The following is a 23,539-nucleotide window of genomic DNA, read 5'->3' on the forward strand; positions in this document are numbered from 1 at the left end:
CATAATTAACCCAAAGGGTTAGTGTCGTCCGGGCAGGTCCGGACGACACCAAGCCCGTATCCCTTGCAGCTTTGCCATTATAAGATGGGGTCCACGCCGCAGGACCCCATCCCATGCCGATCCCGCCACCCACGCCGTCCTCATTCCACCACCGTCTCGGCGCCTTCATCCGCCGGCAGCGCCTGGGCGAGCCCCGCCTGTGGTGGAATGTGCGGCGCAAGCGCTTCTGGGCCGTCCTGCTTATGGCGCTGTACACGCTGGGGGGCTTTTTCGTCGCCCCGCCCGTGCTGCGGCGGGAAATCGTGGATGTGGTGCAGAAGGCCTTCCAACGTCCTGCCAGTCTGGATGAGGTGCGCGTCAACCCTTACGCCCTCAGTGTGGAGTTGGGCGGCTTCCGCCTGACGGAGGCTGATGGCGCCCCTCTGCTGGGTTTCGACCGGCTGTATGTCCGCCTGGCGCCCAGCGGACTGCTGCGCTGGGCTTGGGGCGTCAACGACATCCAGCTGGATGGCCTGAAAGCCACCCTGGTGCGCTATGGCGAGACCGACACCAACATCGGGCGCCTGATCCAGGCCGCCGCCTCTGGCGATGACCAGGGCAAGGCCGAAGCGCCCAGCCAGGGCTTGCCGCGTCTGCTGATCCATCGCGTGACCATCACCAACGCGGCCGCCGATGTGACCGACCAGGTGCCGGGCACACCGTTCAAGACCAAGGTCGGCCCCGTCAGCATGGAGTTCAACGACCTCAGCACCCTGCCGGAACGCCAGGGGCAACAGCACCTGCAGGTGGGACTGGAGGGTGGCGCCACCTTGGAATGGACGGGCACATCCGGCTTGAACCCCATTATGTCCGCCGGCCATGTGGCGGCGCGCGGGCCTTACATTCCCCTGGCGGCCCGCTATTTCGGCGATGTCTTCAAGGTCACCGTGCCGACCGGCACCCTCGCGGTCGACCTGGACTATCAGGTCAGCCGCCGCGCCGATGGTGCCTATGCCCTGGCGGTCACCCACGCGGGTGTGGTGGTGCGCGACCTGGCGGTGCATGAGGCCGGGGTGGCGGGGCCTTTCCTGACCCTGCCGGAACTGCGCCTGGCCGGTGGCCGCCTGGCTTGGCCCGAACGCACCGCCGTCGCCGACAGCCTCAGCGTGGACGGCTTGACCGTGGCCGTGCGGCGCCAGGCGGACGGCCGCGTCGGCCCCATGCCCTGGCTGGCGGGGGATGACGACCCGACGGCCGTGCCGACATCAAAGGGGGCCGACGCGCCGCCATGGGCCGCCACACTGGGCAAGGTCCAGGTGCGCAAGGCCAAGGCGGTGGTGGAGGATCAGGCGCTGCATGAGCCGGCGCGGCTGGAGCTGACGCCCATCGACCTCACCCTGGACAATCTCTCCAACCAAGCGGGCGCCGCATTCCCCTTCACCCTGGCGGCGGCGCTGTCCGGCGGCGGCCAGGTGACGGCGCACGGCAAGGTCACGGCGATGCCGGCCCTGCGGCTTGAGGCCACGGCCACCCTGACCGACCTGCCGGTCGCCGCCGCCCAGCCCTATGTGCGCGAAAGCGCCCGGGTGAACATCAACGATGGCCATCTGTCGGCGGAGGGTGACATCACGATCACACCGCCCGAGGGCAAGACGCCCGGCGGTCTCACCGTGGTCGGCAAGGGCGAGGTGCGGTCGCTGGCCGTGGCGGAGCAGGGCGGTGGCATCCCGGTCGTCTCCTGGGACAGGTTGAGCATCGATCGCTTTGAATACAGCCAGGTGGCCAATGAGCTGCGCGTTTCCCAGGTCACCGTGGCGGCGCCCTATCTGCGCCTGCAGGTGGCGGCCAACCAGACCACCAACTTCAACCATCTGATAGTGCCACGGGCCAAGGCCGCCGCCGGGTCGGCCGCACAAGCTTCAGCACCGGCCCCGGCGATCAGCGCGGGCCGGGTGGTGATCACGGGCGGGAAGGCCGATTACGGCGACGCCTCCCTGCCCCTGCCGTTCTCGGCCCACATCACCGCCCTGCAAGGGGAGGTGGCGGCGCTCAGTTCCAGCGCCACGGCATCCTCGCGCCTGGCCTTGCGCGGCCAGGTGGGCGACTTCGGCCAGGTGACCATCGACGGCCGGCTGGTACCCTTCGACCCCGGCCGCGATTCCAACGTCAACATGCTGTTCCGCAACGTCGAATTCCCCGACCTGTCGCCTTACACGGTGAAGTTCGCCGGCCGGCGCATCGACCGGGGGCGGCTGGATGTCGACCTGCACTACCTGGTCAAGGGCGGCGCGCTGAACGGCACCAACCGCGTCGTCATCCGCGATATCAAGCTGGGTGACCGGGTGGATGTGCCTGGCGCGCTGGACCTGCCCTTGGACCTCGCCATCGCCCTGCTGAAGGATGACGAGGGCAAGATCAACGTCGACCTGCCGGTCAGCGGCAACATCAACGATCCGCGCTTTGACATCGGCAGCGTCATCCGCGCCGCTGCCGCCGACCTGCTGACCAATCTCGTCACCGCCCCCTTCCGCGCCCTGGCCGCGCTGTTCGACGGGGCGGACGCGGACAAGCTGGATCATATCGACTTCGCTCCCGGCCGGGCCGACCTTTCCCCGCCGGAGCAGGAGAAGATTGTCCATCTGGCTCAGGCGCTGGGCGCCCGGCCGCAATTGGCCCTGGTCGTGCCCGGCGTCGTGGCGCCGGAGGCGGACAAGGCACAGCTGCAGATGGACACGCTGGACGCCCGCATGACCCAGGCCCTGGCCCACAACTATACCCTGGAAGGCCAGCGCCAGTTCCTGGAGGCGCAGTTCCGTGAGCGCCTGGGCGCCGACCAACTGCCGCTGTTGCGTGATTCCTTCACCCGCACGCCCCCGGCGGCTCCCGGCGCCAAGACCCCACCAGCCCCGGTGCTGGATGAGCCGGGCTATGTCGGTGCCCTGCGCGACCGTGTCGCCAAGATGGAACCGGTAGCGGAACAAGCCTTGAAAGCCCTGGCGCAAGCCCGGGCGACCGCAGTAGCCGGCGCCCTGAAGCAGCGGCTGCCCAACCTGGATCCCAAGCGGGTCAGCCTGCGCGGCGAGGTCCAGGCGAAGGTGGACAGGGAAGGATTGATTCCCCTGAAGCTGGACGCGGCCAGCGCTGGCGACTAGGCCGTTAAGGCCTCACAGCTCCGTCCACTCGCGCATCAGGTTGGCGTAGATGCGGGCCAGGGCGTCGAATTGCGCGCTCTTGCCTTCCAGGCTGTGCAGATGGGTGCGGGCTTGGCCCAGGTCATACAGAATGGACCGATGTTCTGGCCGGCGGATCATGCTTTGCAGCCAGCCCACGGCGGCCATGCGGGTGCCCCGCGTCACCTTGGCCACGCGGTGGATGGCGCCGGACGGGTAGGCGACCAGCGACCCCGCCGCTGGCTTGAACCCCTGTTCGTGCCCACCCTGGTCGATGACCAGTTCCCCGCCGTCATAGGACGCGGGATCGCACAGGAACAGGGTGAAGGAGATGTCGGCGCGGATGGGCCCCCGGTCCGGTGTGTTGATCACCGGCATGTCGTTGTGGGCGCCGTACTCCATGCCCTCGTCATAGCGGTTGAAGGCCAGCGGCGCCATCAGCAGGGGAAACAGGGCGCGGCGGAAATCCTCACAGCGCTCGATGCCACGCACCACCGTGCGGAACGCGCTGTCATAGCCCGGCATGCCCGCCTGCAATTGCAGGTTCTTCTTCACCTGCCGGATCTGCTCCCCCGCCGTGGCGGCGCCGTCGGCGAACGGCGTGCCGCGCAGGCCCACCAGCAACTGGCTGACTTCCTGGGGGCTCAGGACATTGGGGAAGATGGTGATCATGGGGCCCGCGGCGTCCCTGCGTTCGTCTTCTTGAGGCCGGTCACCTTGCCCGTTGGCTCAGGGACTGGCAACCGGGCAGTGGGGCTGGCGCGCGCCGGAACGCTGGGGGCGGGCGGATATTCAAACGGCCGGGGAGGCAGCCACCGGCGCCCTGGGCGCCAGTGCCCCCTCCGCCACCAGCTCCACCACGCAGCCGGGGTTGTTGTCGCCGACCCGGGGCGCCATGCCGTGCAGCCGGGCGATGGCGGCCACCAGGCTGAGGCCCAGGCCGGTGCCCTCCAGGTGGCGGGTGCGGTCGGAGCGGTAGAAGCGGGAGAAGACCAGGTCGCGCTCGTGTGCCGCGATGCCCGGGCCGCTGTCGGCCACGCGGATGACGGTGGCGCCGTCATCCGCGCGCGGGCCCAGCGCCAGGGTGACCCGGCCGCCCGGGGGCGTGAACTTCAGGGCGTTGTCCACCAGATTTCCCACCGCCTCCATCAGCAGGTCGCGGTCGGCGAACATCGGCGGCACGGGCGCGATGTCGACGGTGAAGGTGATGTCCTTGGTTTCGGCGATGGGCTGGTACAACTCCTCGATCAGCAGGATGACCTCGGCCGGATCCAGGGTGGTGAAGCCGCGCTGGCGCTTGCTGTTCTCCAGCTCGCGGATGCGCAGCAGGGCGGTGATGACAGCCAGCGCCTGGTCCAGGCCGCCGATGGCCTTGCCCACCGTCTCCCGCGTCTCCTCCGGCTCCATGTCGCCCTTCATGGTGCGCTCCAGGCGGGCGCGGACGCGGGTCAAGGGGGTGCGCAAATCATGCGCGATCTCATCGCCCGTGGCCTTGATCTCGCCCAGCAGGCGTTCCGTCTCATCCAGGATGCCGTTGAACAGCAGGGACAGGCGGTCCAGCTCATCCCGGGGGCCCATGCCAGCGATGGGCAGGCGCTCATGCACCTCTCCACCCATGATGCGCTCGGCGGCGCGATGCACCTCCTTCAGGCGCTGCTGGGTGCGCCAGGCCAGGAACATGCCGGCGCCCAGCGCCAGGCCCATGGCCGGGATGGCCCCCATGGTCAGGGCATGCATCACCACTTCGCGCAACACGACCATGTATTGGCCATTGCGGCCGATCACCAGGATGTTGCCATTGGCGATGCGCAGGGCCGCCAGGCGTACGTCGATGGCACCCATGGCCGGAAGGTCGGTGCGCGCGGCGCGCACGACGTGGACCTTGCCGTCGATGGGAAGGCCGGGCGGCACCCCTTCCAGGTTGCCGGCGATACGGCTGCCGTTGGGTGCGAACAGGGCGGCATAGCCCACGCGGTGGAAATCACCCGTCACGTGGGTGTTGATCAGAGCCAGGATGGCGTCCTGATCCTCGCTGGCCAGTGTGCGTGCGTCCTCGGTGATCAGGGCATCGATGCGATTGGTCTCAAACACCGTGGCCCGCCAGTAGATGAAGGCGAACAACAGCAGGGACGATCCGGCGAAAAAGCAGGCGAACACCGTGGCCAGCCGGAAACTGGTGGTGCGGGCTATCTCGTACCAGCGGTCATGGGAAGGTGTTGCCGGGGCGCGCCGGCTGGCGGGCCGCGTCGTGAGGCGCGTGAGCCAGGCCGCCGGATGGCGGCGTCCGACACTTGCGCAAGGCGGCATTTCAGCGGTCACGATCGAATACCGCCGATGTCACTGAGGTTCACGAAGAACGAAGCCCACGTTGCGGATGTTGTAGATCATGGGGAAGTCGCCGGGCGCGTCCACCTTGCGCCGCAGCTTGCCGATGTGCACATCCACCAGGTTGGTCTGGGGCGAAAAGCGGTAGTTCCACACATCTTCCAGCAGCATGGCGCGGGTGATGACCTGAGCGGGGTGGCGCATCAGGTACTCCAGCAGCTTGAACTCGCGCGGCAGCAGTTCCACCGGACGGCCGTCGCGGTTGGCCTCGCGGCTGATGAGGTCCAGTTCCAGCGGGCCCACGCGCAGGCGGGTGGTGCGCGGCTCCGCCGGCCGCCGCAGCAAGGCCTCCACCCGGGCGGACAGTTCCGACAGCACGAAGGGCTTGGTCAGGTAATCGTCGCCACCGGCCTTCAGCCCGCGCACGCGTTCGTCCACGTCGTTCAACGCGCTCAGGAACAGCACGGGCACGCGCACGTCTTCCGCCCGCAGCTGGCTGATGATGGACAGGCCGTCCACCTCCGGCAGCATGCGGTCCAGGATCAGCAGGTCGTACTTGCCCTCGCGCGCCCGCTCCAGGCCCACGCGGCCGTTGTCGGCGTGGCTGATCATATACCCGCGGTCGGCCATATCGCGGATGATCTCATCGGCGGTTTCCCGATCATCCTCAATCAGCAGGATGTGAGCTTTGGAAGTCACGGGGGGCCATCCCTGATCGTCGAATGTGTCGATGTCCATCCGCCGGTTCCGTCGTCAGCCGTTACGCCAATACCCTGGGCGCGTGCGCGTCCAAGGCGAAGGCCTGACCATCCGCCAAGGGCGTGCCGGTGGCAACCACCAAACATGGTGAACGCGGCGATACCGCTGGGGCGGGAAACGGACGACGGCGGTCCTCTGGCGGGGACGTTGCCGCCGCAACTTTCGGCTCGTTTGATTAACGCCGCCAATTAAAAAGGACGAATGATTTCTAAAAAAAATTATAATTTTGGCTATGCGAGCGCTGTGATAACGCATTAGCCCGTGAAAGTCCGGGATGTGACCTAATGTCGCAATATATCATGATATGTAGTTGTAAAAAACCCTGCACATCTACCGCAGGATTTTTGAAACTTTCGATATGGTGCGACCAATATGGTTCTTGTCAGTGTGAGTTTACTGAGGACATCTTTGGTAAGTTGATTGACTCAACTACTGAAAACATAAAATCAGTTTTAATAAATAAACTAAGCTTTAGTTGTGACGCGAGTCTGTGACGATAACATTCGATCCATCAGTCATTCACTTGACGGTTGGAGTGGAAGATGCAGCGTATACTGAATAATGCCAAAGTGCAGAAGGCCGGTCTGGCTCTGCTGGTATGGGCCGGGGTGGCGGCTTGCGCCCATGCCGCGACGGTTCCCGCCACTCAGTTGGACACCGTGAAGCGCGTCTGTCGCGACACCATGGGCCTGACGGCACCCAACACCGACTATGTCGCCTGCGTGGACAGCTTGACCGGATCGCTGGCCGAAGCCGCCACGAACCGGGCGGAGGCTTCCGCCAACCTGGCCGGCCAGTCGGCGTGCAGCCAGAAGGGCCTGACCCCGGATACGCCGGACTACGCCATGTGCGTGCTGAACTATCGCGACAAGGTCCTGGGCAACGCCACCCATGTCGCCGCCTATCACTCCACCCAAAACCCGATCGACGTCGCCGGGGGGAACTAAACCATGACCATCGCCATCAGCCGCCGCCTGATCAAGGCCCATTGGGCCGCCATCCTGGCCGCCGTCACCCTCGTCGCCGGCATCGGCGGCAGCTTGGCCGCCTGCGCTGGCCCCTCCTTCGCCACCCAGCGGCTGGCGCAAGAGAACCGCGCCTGTGCTGAGGTCGGCTTTACCCCGGGCACGGGGGAACATTCCCGCTGCGTCGACAATCTCGACGCCGCCATGACCCAGACCCTGGTGCCCATCAACTAAGGCGCTTCCCGCCCTCACCCGCCATCGACGGATCCCCGTCCCGCCTGTCTGGGGATCCGTCGTACGGCCCGGGTGGCCCCCGCAAGACCACCCAGGGCCTATCGGCCCGCCCCGCCGCCGGTTGCATCCCCCAGAAAACCCGGCGGCGGGGCGCGGTCTTTAGCTAGTAATATAGCAGTATATCGTGCTTTACATTGAATGATGGCTCGCACGTGCGGCTTAAAGTCGCTCATAGGATCTTAAAAACGAATTTACTTAACTAAAAGATCCTTTAGTCGACTGCCACATTTCTTCAATCGACAACTGCTTTAAAGGGCCATCGCGCCTGTCCGGGTGCGGATAAGAAGCCAATCAGTTGATGGGAGTGGACAGTAATGTCTATTGAAGCGCGGAACGGATGGACCCATCCGCCGCATCAGATCCGGAAAGGCCGCGCCCTCGCGCGTGCCGCGTTCATGACCACGGCCTGCGTCGCCCTGATGGGTGCGACGACGGCGGCGCGCGCTGAGGACGCCGCCAGCACCACGAAGCATAAGAAGGCCGCCTCGGCTGCCGCCACCGCCGCCACCCCGACCCAGATCGTGGCGACCCAGGCGCAGATCGATGCCCTGAACAAGCAGATCCAGGCGCTGCAGTCCCAGCTGCAGGCGCTGGCGTCCCAGCAGGACACCAACGCCAAGGCGGTGGTGGAATCCCGCGCGGCCGCGGAAAAGGCGGCCACTGCCGCCACGCAGATCGCCCAGCAGCAGAAGGTGACCGACCCCAACGACAACAGCCTGCGCCTGGGCAAGGGCGTGAAGCTGACCTTCGGCGGCTTCATCGAAGCGGCCAGCGTCTACCGCTCGCGCAACATGACCGCGGACGTCGCCACCCCCTATGCCGCCATCCCGCTGAAGAACTCCTCCAACTATGATCGGGGTGAGTTCCGCGGCAGCGCGCGCCAGAGCCGCGTGACCATGCTGGCCGAAAGCGATGTCGGCCCCGATACCCACCTGGGCGCCTACTTCGAATCCGACTTCCTGGGCGTCGGCACGTCCTCCAACAGCGGGCAGAGCAACAGCTATGTTCCGCGTCTGCGCCAGGGCTACCTGACCGCCGATTGGAAGGATACCGGCTGGCACCTGCTGGCGGGCCAGTCCTTCAGCCTGGTCACCACCAACAAGTCCGGCATCGATCCCCGCACCGAAGCGCTGCCGATGGGCCCGGACGCCCAGTACGCCGCCGGCTTCGACTGGACCCGCAACTGGGGCCTGCGCGTGGTCAAGGACTGGAACCGCCATTATTGGCTGGGTGTGGCGTTGGAAAGCCCGCAGGCGTCCATCAGCGGTTCGACCGCTTTGGTACCCAACAGCAACACCAACCCCGGCGGCTCGCTGCTGAACAGCACGGCCAACTACTCCACCGACATCGCCCCCGACCTGATCGTGAAGGCCGTGGCCGAGCCCGGCTGGGGCCACTATGAGGTGTTCGGTCTGGCGCGTGAGTTTCAGAGCCGTGCCGCCGGTCAAAACTACACCGAGACCGGCTTCGGCTTCGGTGCCGCCGCCATCCTGCCGGTGGTGCCCAAGTATGTGGACATTCAGCTGAGCACCATGGCCGGCCAGGGTATCGGCCGCTATGGTTCGTCCAGCCTGCCGGACGTGACGGTCAACCCCTACGGCCGCCTGTCGCCCATCACCGAGGTCACGGCCATGGCCGGCGTCATCGGCCACCCCACGTCCGATTGGGATCTGTACGCCTACTACGGCCTGGAACAGGACGACAGCAAGGCGTTCACGGTTGCCGGCAAGGCCTACGGCTATGGCAGCGGCCTGGCCGTCAACACCGGTTGCTACACCGAAAACTCGCCCCTCGCCTGCGCGGGCAACACCCGTTCGGTGCGTGAGGCGACGGCCGGCTTCTGGTGGAAATTCTACCACGGCAACATGGGCACCATGCAGTTCGGCATGCAGGGCGAATACATCCGACGCGACCTTTTCCAGGGCGTGGGCGGCAGCCCCAGCACCGACGACACGGTGCTCTACACCGCTTTCCGTTACTACCCGTTCTAAGTCCATCACCGGGCCCGGCTCCCTCGGGGGCCGGGCCTTTTCCAAGGTCCCGATGCCATCATGAAAGCTTGATGGACGGGACCGCCCCCGAAGAGGAGCACGACCGTCATGCCGGAAAAAGCCACCCCCAAGCTTAAGGATCAGCGGGTCATGACCACCTTCCGCCTGGAACCCGACCTGCTGCGGCAGATCAAGATCCGCGCGGCGCTGGACGGCACCAGCATCAACGCGCTGATGGAGCAGGGCATCCGCCACATCCTGCGCATCAACCGCGAGAACGACGAGTCCGTGCGCCGCTTCATCATCTTCGTGGCCGAACTGAGCCCGGCGGAAATGCAGCGCCTGGGCGCCGGCCTGGATGACATCGTGGTGGAAGCGACCACCGGAGAATTCTACCTGTGGGCCCATGGCTTGCGGCGCGGCGATAAGGACCGCACCGTGTTCAACAGCCACAGCCTGGCGGACACCGGCCTCAGCGGCCGCCAGATCCGCCAGCACCTGTTGGACCATGCCGACGCCTTGGTGAACGCGCCAGAGGACGTGCCGGTCAAGGCGGGCCGGGCCTGATCCGGACCGCATGGCCAAGCCCTCCCAAGCGGGGGCGGGCAAGCGGGGGGCGGGAGGGCTTCTGCGCGGCGCACCTTTCCCGGGGTGCGCCGGCCGCGGTATCATGCGCGCGTATATATTCCTTACGCCGCGCCGCCTGACGGAACCCCGCGCCCATGGACCAGCACCAGAAGGACGCCCTGGCCAGCCGCACCCTGTGGGCGCGCCTGCGTCGGCAGTTGATCCGCCTGACGGGCGCGCAGGACGTGGACGACCATCTACACGCCGCCTTCATGAAGCTGGAGGCGTACCGCGCCCGGGAACAGGTGCGTAATCCCGAGGCCTTCCTGGTGCGGGCCGCCGCGAACAGCGCCCTGGACGAGCACCGCCGTGCCCGTCGCCAAACCGCCGCCGCCCCCTTGGACGAGGGCATGGCCGACACCTTGGCCGACGATGCTCCCCTGCAGGACGAGGTTTACGCCGCCCGCCAGCGCCTGGACCGGGTGCGCGAGGGCATCAGTCGCTTGCCGCCGCGCACGCGGGAGATTTTCCTGATGCACCGGCTGGATGGGCTGAAATACCATGAGATCGCGGCCCGTCTTGGCATCAGCCAGAGTGCCGTGGAAAAGCACATCGCCAAGGCGGCCCTGGCCTTGGCCGAATGGACGAAGGGGTGGTGAGACAGGTGGCCCGGGCACAATCCCATAGTGTGTCGCCGCATGAGCCGGCCGATGTCGAGGCCGCCGCCTGGATGGCGCGTCTGCATGCCCCCGATCGGACCGAGGACACCGTGGCGGCCTTCCGCGCCTGGTGCGCCGCCGATCCCGCGCACGCCGCTGCGTTCGAACACATGACCCTGGTGTGGGAGGTGGCCGGCGGCCTGCATGCGGAGCGCGCCAGCCTGTCGCCGCCACCGGCGCCTGACGTGCCCAGCCGCCGCCTGGTCCTGGCCGGCATCGCCGGCGGGCTGGTCCTGGCCGTGGGCGGCATCGGCTTTTGGCAGCGGGCGGGCGCCACCGTCTACAGCACCGCCGTGGGTGAGCAGCGGCGCGTGACCCTGGCCGACGGCACCCGGGTCATCCTGGATACCGACAGCCGGATCCGGGTGCGCCTGGACGACAAGGCCCGCCGCGTGACCCTGGTACGCGGTCGCGCCAGTTTCACCACCGCCGCCACCGACCCCCGCCCCTTTGAGGTGGAAGCCGCCGGTCGTCACGTCCAGGTCCAGCCGGGCGTCGCCCAGCTGGATATCCGCCGCGATGCCGACGACGTCACCGTCACTCTGGTGGATGGCGGCGCCCAGGTGGTGGGACTGCCGGGAGACGCCGCCCCGGTCACCCTGGCCGGGGGCCAGCAGTTGGCGACGGCAGCCGCCGGCGTGCGGCTGAGCCAGCCCAACGTGGCCGACGCCATCGCCTGGCAGGGCGGGCGCGCGGTGTTCCGCGACGACACGCTGGCGGCGGCGGTGGCGGAAATGAACCGCTACAGCGCTGTGAAGCTGGCGGTGGCGCCCGAGGTGGCGGCCCTGCGGGTCAGCGGCACCTATCGCGTGGGCGACAACGCCGCCTTCGCCCGCTCCGTGGGCACCCTGCTGACCTTGCGTGTGGTGGGGCAGGGGGACCGGCTGACGCTCGTCCGGTAAAGAGCCGGATGACAATTTCGTGAAATTTCCCAAAGGGGGGTGAGGTAAAGGCGGGCCCCCGGCGTCGAGGGAAAGAGGCTGGAAATCAGCCCTGTCACTCGGGGGAAAATCATGGCGTTTCATCACAGGAAAATGGTGGTCGGGCGGTTGCCCCGGTCCTTGATCGTGGGCACGGCGCTGGCTTGCCTGGCGGTGGGGGCCGCCCAGGCTCAAGCGCCGGCCGGCCCTGCCCAGGCACAGGTGCAACTGCCGGTCCAGCCGCTGGCGGCGTCGCTGGAGGAGCTGTCGCGCCAGACGGACACCAACATCCTGTTCGCGCCCGACATGGTGGCGGGCCGCACCGCGCCGGCGGTGGACGGCCGCATGAGCGTGTGGGACGCCGTGGTCCGGCTGCTGGCCGGCAGCGGGCTGGAGGTGGTGCCGGATGCGGGCGGCGGCCTGGTGGTGCGCAAGGCGGTGCCGCACGCGGCGGCGGGGGAGGCGGCCCGGTACGCCGCCGCCGACCTGACGGAAATCCTGGTCACCGCCCAGCGGCGTGAGGAAAAGCTGCAGGACGTGCCGGTGGCGGTGACGGCCCTGCCGGCGAAGGCCCTGCGTGATCAGCGCATCACCAACCTGCAGGACGTGTCGCGGGTGACGCCGGGCCTGCTGGTCTCCTCCTTCAACTACAGCAGCCCTACCATCGCCATCCGCGGCGCCAGCAACACCTTCACCCAGATCGGCGTGAACCGGCCGGTGGCGGTGGTGTTGGATGACGTCTTCATCACCCGCAGCTCCGCCGCCATGTTCGACCTGTTCGACCTGGACTCGGTGCAGGTGCTGCGCGGGCCGCAGGGCACGCTGTTCGGCCGCAACGTCACCGGCGGCGCCATCCTGCTGAACACACGCAAGCCGTCCTTCACCACGCCGGAGGGCTCGGTCTCCGTCGGCTACGGCAACTATAACGCGGTGGACCTCAACGCCCTGGTCAGCGGCCCGGTCAGCGACGATGTGGCGGCCAAGCTGGTGGTCTCCCGCCGCAGCCATGACGGCTATGGCGAGGATCGCCTGACCGGCAGGGCGGAGGATGATCTGGACAGCACCAGCGTTCGTGGCCAGCTGCGCGCCCGCGCTGGCCGGGTGCAGACCCTGTTCACCCTGGACTACGGCGACGACCACAACGGCGGGCGCACCCTGTCGTCGCTGGGCGGTGGTAATGACGGCAACCCGCGCACCTCCGAGCTGGGCTTCCCGCAGAGCTTCACCCGACACATGGCGGGTTTCGCCAACAACACCGAGATCGACGTGGGCCAGGGCACGGTCACCGCCATCACCGCCTACCGCCTGTCGCGCGCGGTGGAGCGCTATTCCTCCACCGGCACCAACTACGCCTTCCTCACCACCGGCAGCCAGCAGATGAACGACGATGCCGACGATGTGAAGGATTTCTCTGAGGAGGTGCGCTACACCAGCCCGGAATGGGACCTCGGCACCTTCGTCGCCGGTGTCTATTACCTGAACGAGGACGCCAGCCGGCAGTTGGGCACCCGCAATTACGCGGCACGCACCGGCGTGCTGACCACCAATCAGCTGGCCAATCAGTCGGTGGGCACGGACAGCATCTCCGGCTTTCTCGATGGCACTATCAACCTGCCGGCGGACGTCAAGCTGACGCTGGGCGGCCGCTACACCCTGGACCAGAAGCAGGGCAACCTGGTCCGCACCAATTACCTGGTGCCGGCGGCGGGCTTCCGCACCGGGGACCTTAACAGCGCCTGGGCGCAGTTCACGCCGCGCGCCGTGCTGTCGTGGCGACCCATCCCCGACACCATGCTGTACGCCAGCATGGCCAAGGGTTTCACCTCCGGCGGGTACAACACCGAGGCCAGCAGCCTTGCCGCCATCGTCACCCCCTTCAACCCCGAAAAGGTCACGAACTATGAGGTGGGGGCCAAGACCGGCTGGTGGGACCAGCGCCTGACCGCAAACCTGGCGCTGTTCCACCTGGACTACCGCGACAAGCAGGAATTCGTGCAGAACACCGTCACCGGCATCGGCACCATCCTGAACGCCGCCAAGGCGACATCGCAGGGGGCGGAGCTGGAGCTGGGCCTGCATCCCGTCCAGGGCCTGGACCTGACCGCTGCCTATTCCTACCTGGACACCGCCTATGACGATTTCTTCATCGCCAAGGTGGTGAACAACACCGGCCACCCCCTGGGCTCCTCGCCTAAGCACAAGGTGGCGCTGACGGCCAATTATGAGACGCCAGTGGGCACGCTGGGCTTCCTCAGTGGCAACGTCAGCTATTCCTGGCTGGACGACTACTACACCGGCGCCACCAAAAGCCCGCAGCTGTTCGTGCCGGCCTATGACCTGCTCAACGCCAGCCTGTCGTTCGAAACGCCGGACCGACGCTATCGTCTGACCCTGTGGGGCAAGAACCTGTTCGACACGGCCTTCCTGCAGACACCGTCCACGGCGGGCGTGCTGTCGGAATATCTGGGCCCGCCGCGCACCTATGGCTTCACCCTGTCGGCGTCGTTTTAAGATGAGGGCGCACATGGATCGCCGCCAATTCTGTGGTGCCCTGGCCGGCGGCCTGCTGTTGGCCGGCACCCGGCGCGTGGGAGCTGCAGGCGAGGCGCTGCCGCCCTGGACGCCAGGCACGCTGGACATCCACCACATCGACACCGGCCGGGGCAACGCCACCTTCATCCTGGCACCCGACGGCACCACTCTGCTGGTCGATTGCGGCACCAACCATGACGGGCCGGGCCTCTCCGCCCCCATCCGGCCCGACGCCAGCCGCCAGCCGGGGGAATGGGTGGCGCGCTATGCCCTGCGCCAGGCCCGGGCCGCCGGACGGGACAGCCTGGACTATATGGTCGCCACCCATATCCACCCCGACCATATCGGTGACGTGACGTCGGACCTGGCCCAGGCGCCGGACGGCGATTATCGCCTGACGGGCCTCAGCGAGGTCGACCGCCTCATGCCGGCGGCCATGGTCATCGATCGCGCCTATCCCGACTATGGCGACTTGCCGCCCCTGTTGGCGCCTTTCGCCACCAACTACCGCGCCTGGCTGGATGCCCGGGCGCGGTCGGGCCGGGCGGTGGCGGCGGTGCGGGTGGGATCGGTGGACCAGATCCGGTCGCGCACCCCGGTGGCGGGCTTCGCCATCCGCGTGGTGGCGGGCAATGGCCGCGTGTGGACGGGCCAGGGCCCGGACAGCCGGCCGCTGTTCCCCGACAATGCCACCCTGGCGCCCGCCGACCGGCCGGTGGAGAACATGATGTCCCTGGCCCTGCGCCTGGACTATGGCCGCTTCGGCTATTTCACCGGCGGTGATCTGACGGCGTCCACCCGCGACGGCCGTTTTCCCTGGATGGATGTCGAGACGCCCGTGGCCGCCGCCTGCGGCCGGGTGGAGGTGGCGGTGGCCGACCATCACGGCTATTTCGATGCCTGCGGGCCGGACTTCGTCCGCCTGCTCGACGCCCAGGCCTATATCATCCCCTCCTGGCACGCCGCCCATCCGGGCATGGCGCAGATGGAACGGCTGACCAATGCCTGGCCGGGCGCCAAGCCCCGCGATGTCTTCGCCACCGAACTGCTGCCGGCGGCGGCCCAGGTCAACGAACGCTTTCTGCCGGCCCTGCGCAGCCGCCAGGGCCATGTGGTGGTGCGCGTCACCCCCGGTGGCGACAGCTACCGCATCTTCGTCCTGGACCCGACGAGGGAGGAGGGCGGCGTTACCTTGGCCTGTGGGCCTTATGCCTGCCGGGCTTGATGTATACAAAATAGGGCAATGGACGTCAGATTCCGCCGATAAAGAGTCAAGTTGCATGCATCTCCGCGATACGGTACATATGCTCCATAACAAATGTGGAGGAGCGGTGCCATGGGTCGGGACGATCGCGCGCAGGGTGAGGGCCAGTCCTGGGTGACGGGGCGTTCGTTGGTTTCAGGGGCTGGGGCCCCTGGGCTGGATACGGCGGCGAAGGCCTGGCCGGACAACGCCTGGTACGCGGCGGCCTGGGACCATGAGGTGGGTCGGGCCCTGTTCCCGCGTACCATCTGCGGCACGCAACTGGTGTTCTACCGTCAGCTGGACCGCACGCCGGTGGCCCTGGCCGACGCCTGCTGGCATCGCCTGGTACCGCTGTCCAAGGGCCGGCTGGTGGGCGATGGCGTGCGCTGCGGCTATCACGGCCTGGAATACGCCGCCAACGGCCGCTGCACCCACATGCCCAGCCAGGAAACGCTGAACCCGGCGGCATGCGTGCGATCCTATCCGGTGGTGGAGCGTCACCGTTTCCTGTGGGTATGGATGGGCGATCCGGCCCTGGCCGACCCCGCCCTGGTGCCCGACCTGCATTGGAACCATGATCCCGACTGGGCAGGCGACGGCCACCTGATCACGGTGAAGTGCGACTACCGCCTGGTGCTGGACAATCTGATGGACCTGACGCACGAAACCTTCGTGCACGGCTCCAGCATCGGCAACGACGCGGTGGCCGAGGCGCCCTTCCAGGTGACCCATACCGACAAGACCGCCACCGTCACCCGCTGGATGCACGGCATCGACCCGCCGCCCTTCTGGGCGGCCCAGCTGGGCAAGCCGGGCAAGGTCGACCGCTGGCAGATCATCAATTTCGAGGCGCCCTGCACCATCGCCATCGACGTGGGCGTGGCCCCCGCCGGCACCGGCGCGCCGGAGGGCGACCGCAGCCAGGGTGTCAACGGCTATGTGCTGAACACCATCACCCCCGAGGCGGACGGCAGCTGCCATTACTTCTGGGCCTTCTGCCGCAACTACCGCCTGGGTGAACAACGCCTGACCCACGAGCTGCGCGAGGGCGTGCACCGCATCTTCGGCGAGGATGAAGAGGTGCTGGAGGCGCAGCAGCGCGCCATCGAAAGCCATCCGGATCGCCGCTTCTACAATCTCAACATCGACGCCGGCGGCATGTGGGCCCGTCGCCTGATCGACCGCATGATCGCGGCCGAGCGGCCGCAGCGGGTGGCGGCGGAATGAAGGCGATGGTGGCGGAGGAAGAGGGCAGGGGCATGCAGGTGGCGCGCGCGCAGCAGGGTCTGCGCGAGCTGATCCTGGCGGGTGAGCTGCCGCCCGGCAAGCGCGTGTCCGAACCGGCCATGGTCGAGCGGCTTGGCGTGTCGCGCACGCCGGTGCGCCTGGCCCTGGAGCGGCTGGCGCAGGAAGGGCTGGTGGCGCCCGGGGCCAGCGGCGGCTTCGTCGTGCGCGCCTTCACTGCCGCGGATCTTGCCGACGCCATCGAGGTGCGCGGCACGCTGGAGGGGCTGGCCGCCCGCCTGGCGGCGGAGCGCCGGCCCACCGCCGCCGCCCTGGCACCTTTGCGCGACTGTGTGGCGGCGCTTGACCGGGTGGTGGCCCAGCCGGTGCTGAGCGAGGCGGACTTTGACGAGTACGTCCGCCTCAACGCTTTTTTCCATGAGGAACTGGTGCGCCTGGCCGGTAGCGGCGTGGTGGCGCGCGCGGTGGAGCAGGCGGCGGCACAACCCTTCGCCGGCCCTTCCGCCTTCGTACAGCTGCACGCCACCGAGGCGGCGGGCCGCGACACCCTGGTGGTGGCCCAGGAACAGCACCGCCTGCTGCTTGAAGCGATCAGCCGGGGCGAAGGGGCCCGGGCCGAGGCGCTGGCCGCCGAGCATGCCCGCGTGGCCCAGCGCCGCCTGCGCGCCGCCCTGAGCGACCGGGACAAGCTGACCGGCCTGCCTGGCGGATCGCTGCTGCGGCTGGCGGCGGCGTGGCCGTGACCGTGGCGCGGCGCTGAAACATAACGGGAGGAAAACGACCTATGGGATTCAAGGCGGAATGGGGGTTGGCGCGCGTGCTGGCCACCCGCGACGTGGCGGATGGTGTCCGCCAGTTCGACATCCAGCCTGAGGGGCCGGTGCCGGCCTACGGCCCCGGATCGCACATCCAGGTGCAGGTGCTGATCGGCGGCCAGCCGGACGTGCGCCACTATTCCCTGGTGGGGGAACCGGGCGACGGCATCCTGCGCATCGCGGTGAAGCGGCTGCCTGACAGCCGGGGCGGTTCTGCCTACATGTGGGGCCTGACGCCGGGCGCGCGCCTGACCATCAGTGCGCCCCTGAACCATTTCCAGCTGTCGGCCGGCCGGCCCGATCATCTGCTCATCGCTGGCGGCATCGGCATCACCCCCATCCTGGCGATGGCGCGCGCGCTGGCCCGCCGGGACGCCGCCGTCCGCCTGCTCTACGCCGCCCGCCGTGCCGTGGACCTAGCCTTCGCGGAGGAATTGCGGACGCTGCTGGGCGACCGGCTGCAGATCTTCCTGGACGCCGAGGGCCAAGTCATCGACTTCAAGCTCGAGCTGGCGCGCGTGGCGCCGGGCGGCGAGGTCTATATCTGCGGCCCCGCACCCATGATGGCGGCGGCACGCCAGGCGTGGGCCGCCCTGGGCCGCCCGCCGTCCGATTTCCGGCTGGAAACCTTCGGTGCCGGCGGCGCCTCTCCCGCCCAGCCGTTCATCGCCCGCGTGCCGCGCCTGAACCTGACGGTGACCGTGCGTCCCGACCAGACCTTGCTGTCGGCCCTGCAGGAGGCTGGCGCCGACCTGATGTACGATTGCCGCCGGGGTGAATGCGGCCTCTGCGCCCTGGACGTGGTGGATGTGGCCGGCGGCACCTTGGACCACCGCGACGTCTTCCTCAGCGACCGGCAAAAGGCGGAGGGCCGCCAGATGTGCGTCTGCGTCTCCCGCGCCACCGGCACGGTGACGCTGGACACGGGGGACAGGGCGGGGTGAGGGCCTTACAGCGGCCCCGCCCGCTGGGCGTCCAGGACACGGATGTCAGGTCCGTGCAGGACCACGGCGGACAGGCGGCCGCTGCGGTAGGCGCCGGTGTCCACCGCGATGCGTTGCGGCAGGATGTCGACGTCCGGCACAATGGTATGGCCGTGGACGATGACTTTCTCGTGCGGCCCCTCGGCCAGCATGAAGGGCGCGCGGATCCACAGCATGTCTTCCGCCGTCTGTTCGGCCAGGGGCCGGCCGGGGCGTATGCCGGCGTGGACGAAGGCATAGTCGCCGTAGACGACTTGATAAGTCAGGTCGTCCAGAAAGCGGCGGTGCGATGGGGGCAGCTGGGCCGCCAGTGCCTCGCTCAACGCCACGGCCTGCAGTACGGCAGGCCCCTCCATCACCGCGGGCAGGCCATAGCTGCGCAAGGTGGCCGGGCCGCCGAAGTCCAGCCACCGCAGGGCGGCCATGGGATCGTCCAGGAAGTCCAGCATGGATTGTTCGTGGTTGCCACGCAGGCAATGGCGGGTGAAGCCGGGCAACATATCGTCCAGGGTGCGCCCGGCCGGATCGGCGCCGCCGCGCAGCAGATCGACGACCCCGCGGCTGTCCGGACCCCGGTCGACATAGTCGCCCAGCATGATCAGCACCGGCGTCAGGGGCCCATGGCGCTCCACCATCTGGGCGTGGTCCCGGGCGATGGCGTCAAGCAAGCGGCGCAGCAATCCCAGTTCACCGTGGACGTCGCCTACGGCATAGAGGACATGCCCGTCCGGCGCCCGGGGCGCCGTCCGGTCGGGACGGGCCTGGGCCGGCCTCAGGGCGGCGCGCAGTCGGTTCAGCATTGCGAATGACATCCGGCAAGGATGCGGGTGGGGTGTAACCGACGGTAAGGGCTGGACGTTCCCCTGTCACCATCGTTGCCATCGGGGCGACCCTGCGCGGATCGGGACACCGGGGCGTGGCGGGTGGTCAGGCGGTCCCGGCCAAGCTGGCGGGCAGCGGCAAATCCAGCAAGCCGGCCAGGGTGCGGCGGGGGTTCACCAGGTCGGCCAGGGTATAGTCATCCAGCACGGCCAGGAAAGCCTGCAGCGCCTCCTTCAAGGCGGACTTCAGCACGCATGTGGGATTCAGGCGGCACAGGGCGGGCGAGGTACTGGAGAAGCACTCCAGGATGTCCAGCTCCTGCTCCGTGGCGCGCACGACCTCGCCCAGGCGGATGTCTTCCGCGTTGCGGCCCAGGCGCAGTCCGCCGCCCCGTCCGCGCACGGCCTCGACGTATCCCAGCTGGCTCAACTGGTGCACCACCTTCATCAGGTGGTTTTTTGAGATGTCGTAGGTCTGGGCGACGTCGTTGATGGTGGCCAGGCCGTCGGACTTCAGCGCCAGGAAGACCAGCGTGCGCAACGCGTAATCCGTATAGCTCGACAGCCGCATGGGCGCCCTCAAAAACAGCATGAAGGATACATCTATACCCCATTCACAGGGGCATGTTCGCCGGTTTTGTTATGGGTGTCATGCGATGCTGGTCGTGAAGACCGGATGATGCCAACCGGTTCCGACAAGTTACCGCAAAAATCACCAATCATTTCCGGGCTCGGTGCCTTAGACAATTCGACCGCTGGACGGTTCGCCCGAGCAAGCGGATCTTGAGCGCACGTGAACGCCAGGGGCATTTTCAACCGCGGACAGGCTCCACCCCCGGCGGCCTTCGAGAAGGAGACCAGTCCCATGTCCACCGACCGCCTGTTGGATCCCCTGATCCTGTCCCGGTTGCAATTCGTCTGGGTGGTGGCCTGGCACATCCTGTTGCCGGCCTTCACCGTGGGGATCGCCTCTTACATCGCCATGTTGGAAGGGCTGCACGCCTGGACCAAAAATCCCGTCTACCTGAGGATTTCCAAGTTCTGGATCCGCGTGTTCGCCGTCACCTTCGGCATGGGCGTGGTCAGCGGCATCGTCATGCCCTTCCAGTTCGGCACGAACTGGAGCCGTTTCACCGACGCCGTTTCCAACGTGGTGGGGCCGCTGTTCGCCTATGAGGGGCTGACGGCGTTCTTCCTGGAGGCGGCCTTCCTGGGCGTGCTGCTGTTCGGGCGCAAGCTGGTGCCGCCCTGGGCCCATTTCATCGCCGCCAGCATGGTGGCGCTGGGCACCCTGCTGTCCACCTTCTGGATCCTGGCGGTCAACAGCTGGATGCAAACGCCCCGGGGCTACACCGTCGTCGATGGGCGCTTCTTCCCCGCCAGCTGGGTGGACATCATCTTCAGCCCCAGCTTCCCCTACCGCCTGGCCCACGTGGTCAGCGGCTTTTATGTCACCACCGCCTTCGTCGTGCTGGCGGTGGCGGCCTACACCCTGCGCAAGGGCCGCTTCCCGGATGAGGGACGGGTGATGATGCGTATGGCGCTGGGCTTCCTCACCCTGTTCGTGCCGCTGCAGATCGTGCTGGGCGACATGCACGGCCTGAACACCTTGGAACACCAGCCGGCCAAGCTGGCCGCCATGGAAGGGCTGTGGGAGGGCGGGCAGGGCGTCCCGGCCTCCTTGTTCGGTTTCCCCGACCAGAAGGCGGAAACCAACCATTTCGAGATCACCGTGCCCAAGCTGGGCAGCCTGTACCTCACCCACCATTGGGATGGGGCGGTGAAGGGACTGAAGGATTTCCCCGCCGACCAACGGCCGCCGGTGATCGTCGTCTACTGGGCCTTCCGCGTCATGGTGGGGGCGGGCTTGGCCATGCTGGCCATCGTCGGCGTGGGCTGGCTGCTGCGCTGGTCCGGGCGGCTTTACACGACCGAGTGGTATCTGCGCGGCCTGCAATGGGCGGGGCCTCTGGGTTTCATCGCCGTGCTGGCCGGCTGGACCACGACGGAGGTGGGTCGCCAGCCTTGGACCGTCTACGGCCTGATGCGGACGGCGGACTCGGTGACGCCGTCCCTGACCGGCGGGGACGTCATCCTGTCATTGCTGATGTACATGGCGGTCTACCTGCTGATCTACCCCACGGGTCTGCTGCTCCTGCGCCGCATCGTGCGCAACGGGCCGCTGGATCACGATGCGGAGAACGACACGCCGGTGGAAAGCGGCCGGCCGGCCCAGCCGGTGGTGGCCCTGCCGCTGGCCCAACTTCCCGAGGGACATGCTGCGGAGGGACATACGCCATGAACGGCCCCATGCTCGACCTGGTCGGCGTCTGGACGGTGATCCTGGGCGCCGGCGTCTTCTTCTACGTGCTGCTGGACGGGTTCGACCTGGGCGTGGGCATGCTTTACGGCCTGAACCCCGACAGCACGTCGCGCGGCATCATCATGAACTCCATCGCCCCCATCTGGGACGGTAACGAGACCTGGCTGATCCTGGGCGGCCTGGCCCTGCTGGCGGCATTTCCCCTGGCCTTCGCCATCATCATCCCGGCCTTGTATTTCCCCGTGCTGCTGATGCTGCTGGCCCTCATCTTCCGTGGCGTGGCCTTCGAGTTCCGCTTCAAGGACAAGGAGCACCGGGGCTTCTGGGACAACGCCTTCGCCTACGGTTCCGCCGTCGCCACCTTCGCCCAGGGCACGGTGCTGGGCGCCTTCATCCAGGGTTTCCAGGTGGAGGGGCGGCAGTTCACCGGTGGCTCCTTCGATTGGCTGACGCCCTTTTCCGTCATGACGGGCGTGGCCCTGATGGCGGGCTACACCCTGCTGGGCGCCGGCTGGCTGATCTTGAAGACCGAGGGGGGCCTGCAGGACTGGGCGCGGGTGCAGGGGCGGCGGGCGCTGATCCTGGTGCTGGTTGGCATCGGTATCGTCAGCCTGTGGACTCCCTATGCCCAGCCCGACATCGCCCAGCGCTGGTTCACCTGGCCCAATATCGTCTTCCTGGCGCCGGTGCCCCTCGCCAGCGCGGTTCTGGCCTGGGCCACCTGGCGCAGCCTGGGCCGTGACCATCACGCCTGGCCCTTCGTCTATGGCATCGGCCTGTTCATCACTGCCTACCTGGGCCTGGCCATCAGCCTGTGGCCCAACATTGTGCCCCACAGATATTCGCTATGGGACGCCGCCAGCTCGGAAAGCACCCAGGCCTTCCTGCTGGTGGGCACGCTGTTCCTGCTGCCCATCATCCTGCTGTACAGCGGCTGGTCCTATTGGGTCTTCCGCGGCAAGGTGAAGGCGGACGCGGGCTATCATTGATGACGGGAGCCCGGCCGGCGTCGATGCCGGCCGGGGCGCCGTTCATTTCGCGATGTACTTCCCGCCCCGTGGTTCGTTCCGGCGGCTGGGGAAATGGCGAAAAATCAGCGAATGGACGTTGCCGGTGCTGGTATCCAGAGCCGCGGCAATCGCCTTGTAGGACTGGCCGGCATCCAGCATCTCCCCGATCTTGCGGATCCGTTCCTTCAGGACGGCGGGGTTGCGCGGTTTCAAGGTTGGGAAGTACTGGCCGATGGCGTTACGGACATAATATTCCGAAACGCCGGTTTCCCGGCTGATATGCGCTGGCTTATGGCCCTGGCGGTACAGCTCGCCGATACGGGCGATGATCTCGGGCGTCAGCTTGCTGGTTCCACCAAATCCTCGGATATTCCTATATATGTATTGCCGGATGGTGTGCTGACTCTTGCCCAGAATCACGGCGATCGATGGCACGGTTTCACCGGCGCGCAGCAGCGCTTCGATCGTTTCAAGCTGATATAATCGCAGGTCGATATTTCGGCTGGAGAGTTCTGGAAAATACCAATTTATCAATATCGATAAATAACTTGGGCTCATATTCAGGGCGCTGGCTATCCGATAAATGGGATATCCTTGATCAGACATTAACTTTATAAGCGCAATCGTGTCCGGATTATGGCGTTCTGGCGATATATTCCGTTGAATGTTGTGCATGATATTTCTTCCAGATACGAATTATCGATTCCTGAGGCCGATACCACGCAAAAGGACGAACAATATATTGTGACAGGACGCATATTGCGCAAAAAACTTGCCTATGACTGATCATTTTTCTTGGATGGTCGCGAACATGCGCCCGCCGAATTATTTATGATCGCTCTAAATATATGGATCTCCGGGTTTGGAGTCTTGAA

At 67.0% G+C, this 23,539-nt stretch carries 20 protein-coding genes; 14 read left to right on the plus strand and 6 right to left on the minus strand.

Annotated features, from left to right (window positions below; translation table 11 throughout):
• The first annotated feature begins 113 nt into the window (after positions 1–113).
• A complete protein-coding gene (locus Y958_RS28480; RefSeq protein ID WP_088875320.1) occupies positions 114–3,131 on the plus strand; it encodes a DUF748 domain-containing protein in 3,018 nt (1,005 codons plus the stop codon).
• Between the two features lie 12 nt (positions 3,132–3,143).
• Here Y958_RS28480 and Y958_RS28485 read toward each other — a convergent pair whose 3' ends face one another.
• From Y958_RS28485 to Y958_RS28495, 3 genes are all read right to left on the minus strand, one after another.
• Positions 3,144–3,821: a Fe2+-dependent dioxygenase gene (locus Y958_RS28485; protein ID WP_088875321.1), complete on the minus strand. Its 678-nt coding sequence runs from the start codon at positions 3,819–3,821 to the stop codon at positions 3,144–3,146.
• A 120-nt stretch (positions 3,822–3,941) separates the two neighbouring features.
• On the minus strand, positions 3,942–5,456 hold the full coding sequence (locus Y958_RS28490; RefSeq protein ID WP_088875322.1) for a sensor histidine kinase: 1,515 nt from the start codon (positions 5,454–5,456) through the stop codon (positions 3,942–3,944).
• Between the two features lie 30 nt (positions 5,457–5,486).
• Entirely contained in the window at positions 5,487–6,173 is a 687-nt protein-coding gene (locus Y958_RS28495) for a response regulator transcription factor (protein WP_004273973.1), read from the minus strand.
• 602 nt (positions 6,174–6,775) lie between these two features.
• On the opposite strand from Y958_RS28495, the gene Y958_RS28500 reads away from it, so the two are divergent.
• The 11 genes from Y958_RS28500 to Y958_RS28550 all read left to right on the plus strand — a co-directional run bounded on the left by Y958_RS28500 (position 6,776) and on the right by Y958_RS28550 (position 18,471).
• On the plus strand, positions 6,776–7,180 hold the full coding sequence (locus Y958_RS28500; protein ID WP_088875323.1) for a hypothetical protein: 405 nt from the start codon (positions 6,776–6,778) through the stop codon (positions 7,178–7,180).
• A gap of 3 nt (positions 7,181–7,183) precedes the next feature.
• Positions 7,184–7,432, plus strand: coding sequence for a hypothetical protein (locus Y958_RS28505; protein WP_040849120.1), 249 nt, complete (start codon positions 7,184–7,186; stop codon positions 7,430–7,432).
• Between the two features lie 455 nt (positions 7,433–7,887).
• The gene (locus Y958_RS28510) at positions 7,888–9,483 is read left to right on the plus strand and encodes a FlxA-like family protein (RefSeq protein ID WP_088875324.1); all 1,596 of its coding nucleotides are present in this window, start codon (positions 7,888–7,890) and stop codon (positions 9,481–9,483) included.
• Between the two features lie 150 nt (positions 9,484–9,633).
• Positions 9,634–10,050, plus strand: coding sequence for a hypothetical protein (locus tag Y958_RS28515; protein ID WP_145727937.1), 417 nt, complete (start codon positions 9,634–9,636; stop codon positions 10,048–10,050).
• A 155-nt stretch (positions 10,051–10,205) separates the two neighbouring features.
• The gene (locus Y958_RS28520; RefSeq protein ID WP_088875326.1) at positions 10,206–10,709 is read left to right on the plus strand and encodes an RNA polymerase sigma factor; all 504 of its coding nucleotides are present in this window, start codon (positions 10,206–10,208) and stop codon (positions 10,707–10,709) included.
• Positions 10,706–11,671: a FecR family protein gene (locus Y958_RS28525; protein ID WP_186291653.1), complete on the plus strand. Its 966-nt coding sequence runs from the start codon at positions 10,706–10,708 to the stop codon at positions 11,669–11,671. The genes Y958_RS28520 and Y958_RS28525 overlap by 4 nt, the downstream gene beginning before the upstream one ends.
• Before the next feature lie 147 nt (positions 11,672–11,818).
• Entirely contained in the window at positions 11,819–14,200 is a 2,382-nt protein-coding gene (locus Y958_RS28530) for a TonB-dependent receptor (protein WP_276328599.1), read from the plus strand.
• Positions 14,201–14,213: 13 nt separating this feature from the next.
• The gene (locus Y958_RS28535; protein WP_186291654.1) at positions 14,214–15,446 is read left to right on the plus strand and encodes a ComEC/Rec2 family competence protein; all 1,233 of its coding nucleotides are present in this window, start codon (positions 14,214–14,216) and stop codon (positions 15,444–15,446) included.
• A 111-nt stretch (positions 15,447–15,557) separates the two neighbouring features.
• Positions 15,558–16,694: an aromatic ring-hydroxylating dioxygenase subunit alpha gene (locus Y958_RS28540; protein WP_088875329.1), complete on the plus strand. Its 1,137-nt coding sequence runs from the start codon at positions 15,558–15,560 to the stop codon at positions 16,692–16,694.
• Positions 16,691–17,455 (plus strand): GntR family transcriptional regulator, encoded by a 765-nt coding sequence (locus Y958_RS28545; protein ID WP_244909735.1) that lies wholly within the window; start codon positions 16,691–16,693, stop codon positions 17,453–17,455. Before Y958_RS28540 ends, Y958_RS28545 begins: the two co-directional genes overlap by 4 nt.
• A 41-nt stretch (positions 17,456–17,496) precedes the next feature.
• A complete protein-coding gene (locus tag Y958_RS28550; protein ID WP_088875330.1) occupies positions 17,497–18,471 on the plus strand; it encodes a PDR/VanB family oxidoreductase in 975 nt (324 codons plus the stop codon).
• A gap of 5 nt (positions 18,472–18,476) precedes the next feature.
• On the opposite strand, the gene Y958_RS28555 is transcribed toward Y958_RS28550, so the two are convergent.
• Positions 18,477–19,310: a metallophosphoesterase gene (locus tag Y958_RS28555; RefSeq protein WP_088875331.1), complete on the minus strand. Its 834-nt coding sequence runs from the start codon at positions 19,308–19,310 to the stop codon at positions 18,477–18,479.
• 127 nt (positions 19,311–19,437) lie between these two features.
• Positions 19,438–19,902: an Rrf2 family transcriptional regulator gene (locus Y958_RS28560; RefSeq protein ID WP_088875332.1), complete on the minus strand. Its 465-nt coding sequence runs from the start codon at positions 19,900–19,902 to the stop codon at positions 19,438–19,440.
• A gap of 294 nt (positions 19,903–20,196) precedes the next feature.
• On the opposite strand from Y958_RS28560, the gene Y958_RS28565 reads away from it, so the two are divergent.
• Positions 20,197–21,633 carry a cytochrome ubiquinol oxidase subunit I gene (locus tag Y958_RS28565; RefSeq protein ID WP_088875333.1) on the plus strand — a complete coding sequence of 479 codons (1,437 nt, stop codon included), beginning with the start codon at positions 20,197–20,199 and terminating at the stop codon, positions 21,631–21,633.
• Complete coding sequence (cydB, locus tag Y958_RS28570; RefSeq protein ID WP_211098829.1) at positions 21,630–22,643, plus strand: cytochrome d ubiquinol oxidase subunit II; 1,014 nt, start codon at positions 21,630–21,632, stop codon at positions 22,641–22,643. Before Y958_RS28565 ends, cydB begins: the two co-directional genes overlap by 4 nt.
• A 42-nt stretch (positions 22,644–22,685) precedes the next feature.
• Here the strand turns inward: cydB and Y958_RS31680 are convergent, their stop codons facing one another.
• Complete coding sequence (locus Y958_RS31680) at positions 22,686–23,339, minus strand: hypothetical protein (RefSeq protein WP_145727935.1); 654 nt, start codon at positions 23,337–23,339, stop codon at positions 22,686–22,688.
• Positions 23,340–23,539 lie beyond the last annotated feature (200 nt).

The sequence above is a fragment of the Nitrospirillum viridazoti CBAmc genome (genome assembly GCF_000730165.1).
Classification (GTDB): Bacteria; Pseudomonadota; Alphaproteobacteria; order Azospirillales; family Azospirillaceae; genus Nitrospirillum; species Nitrospirillum viridazoti.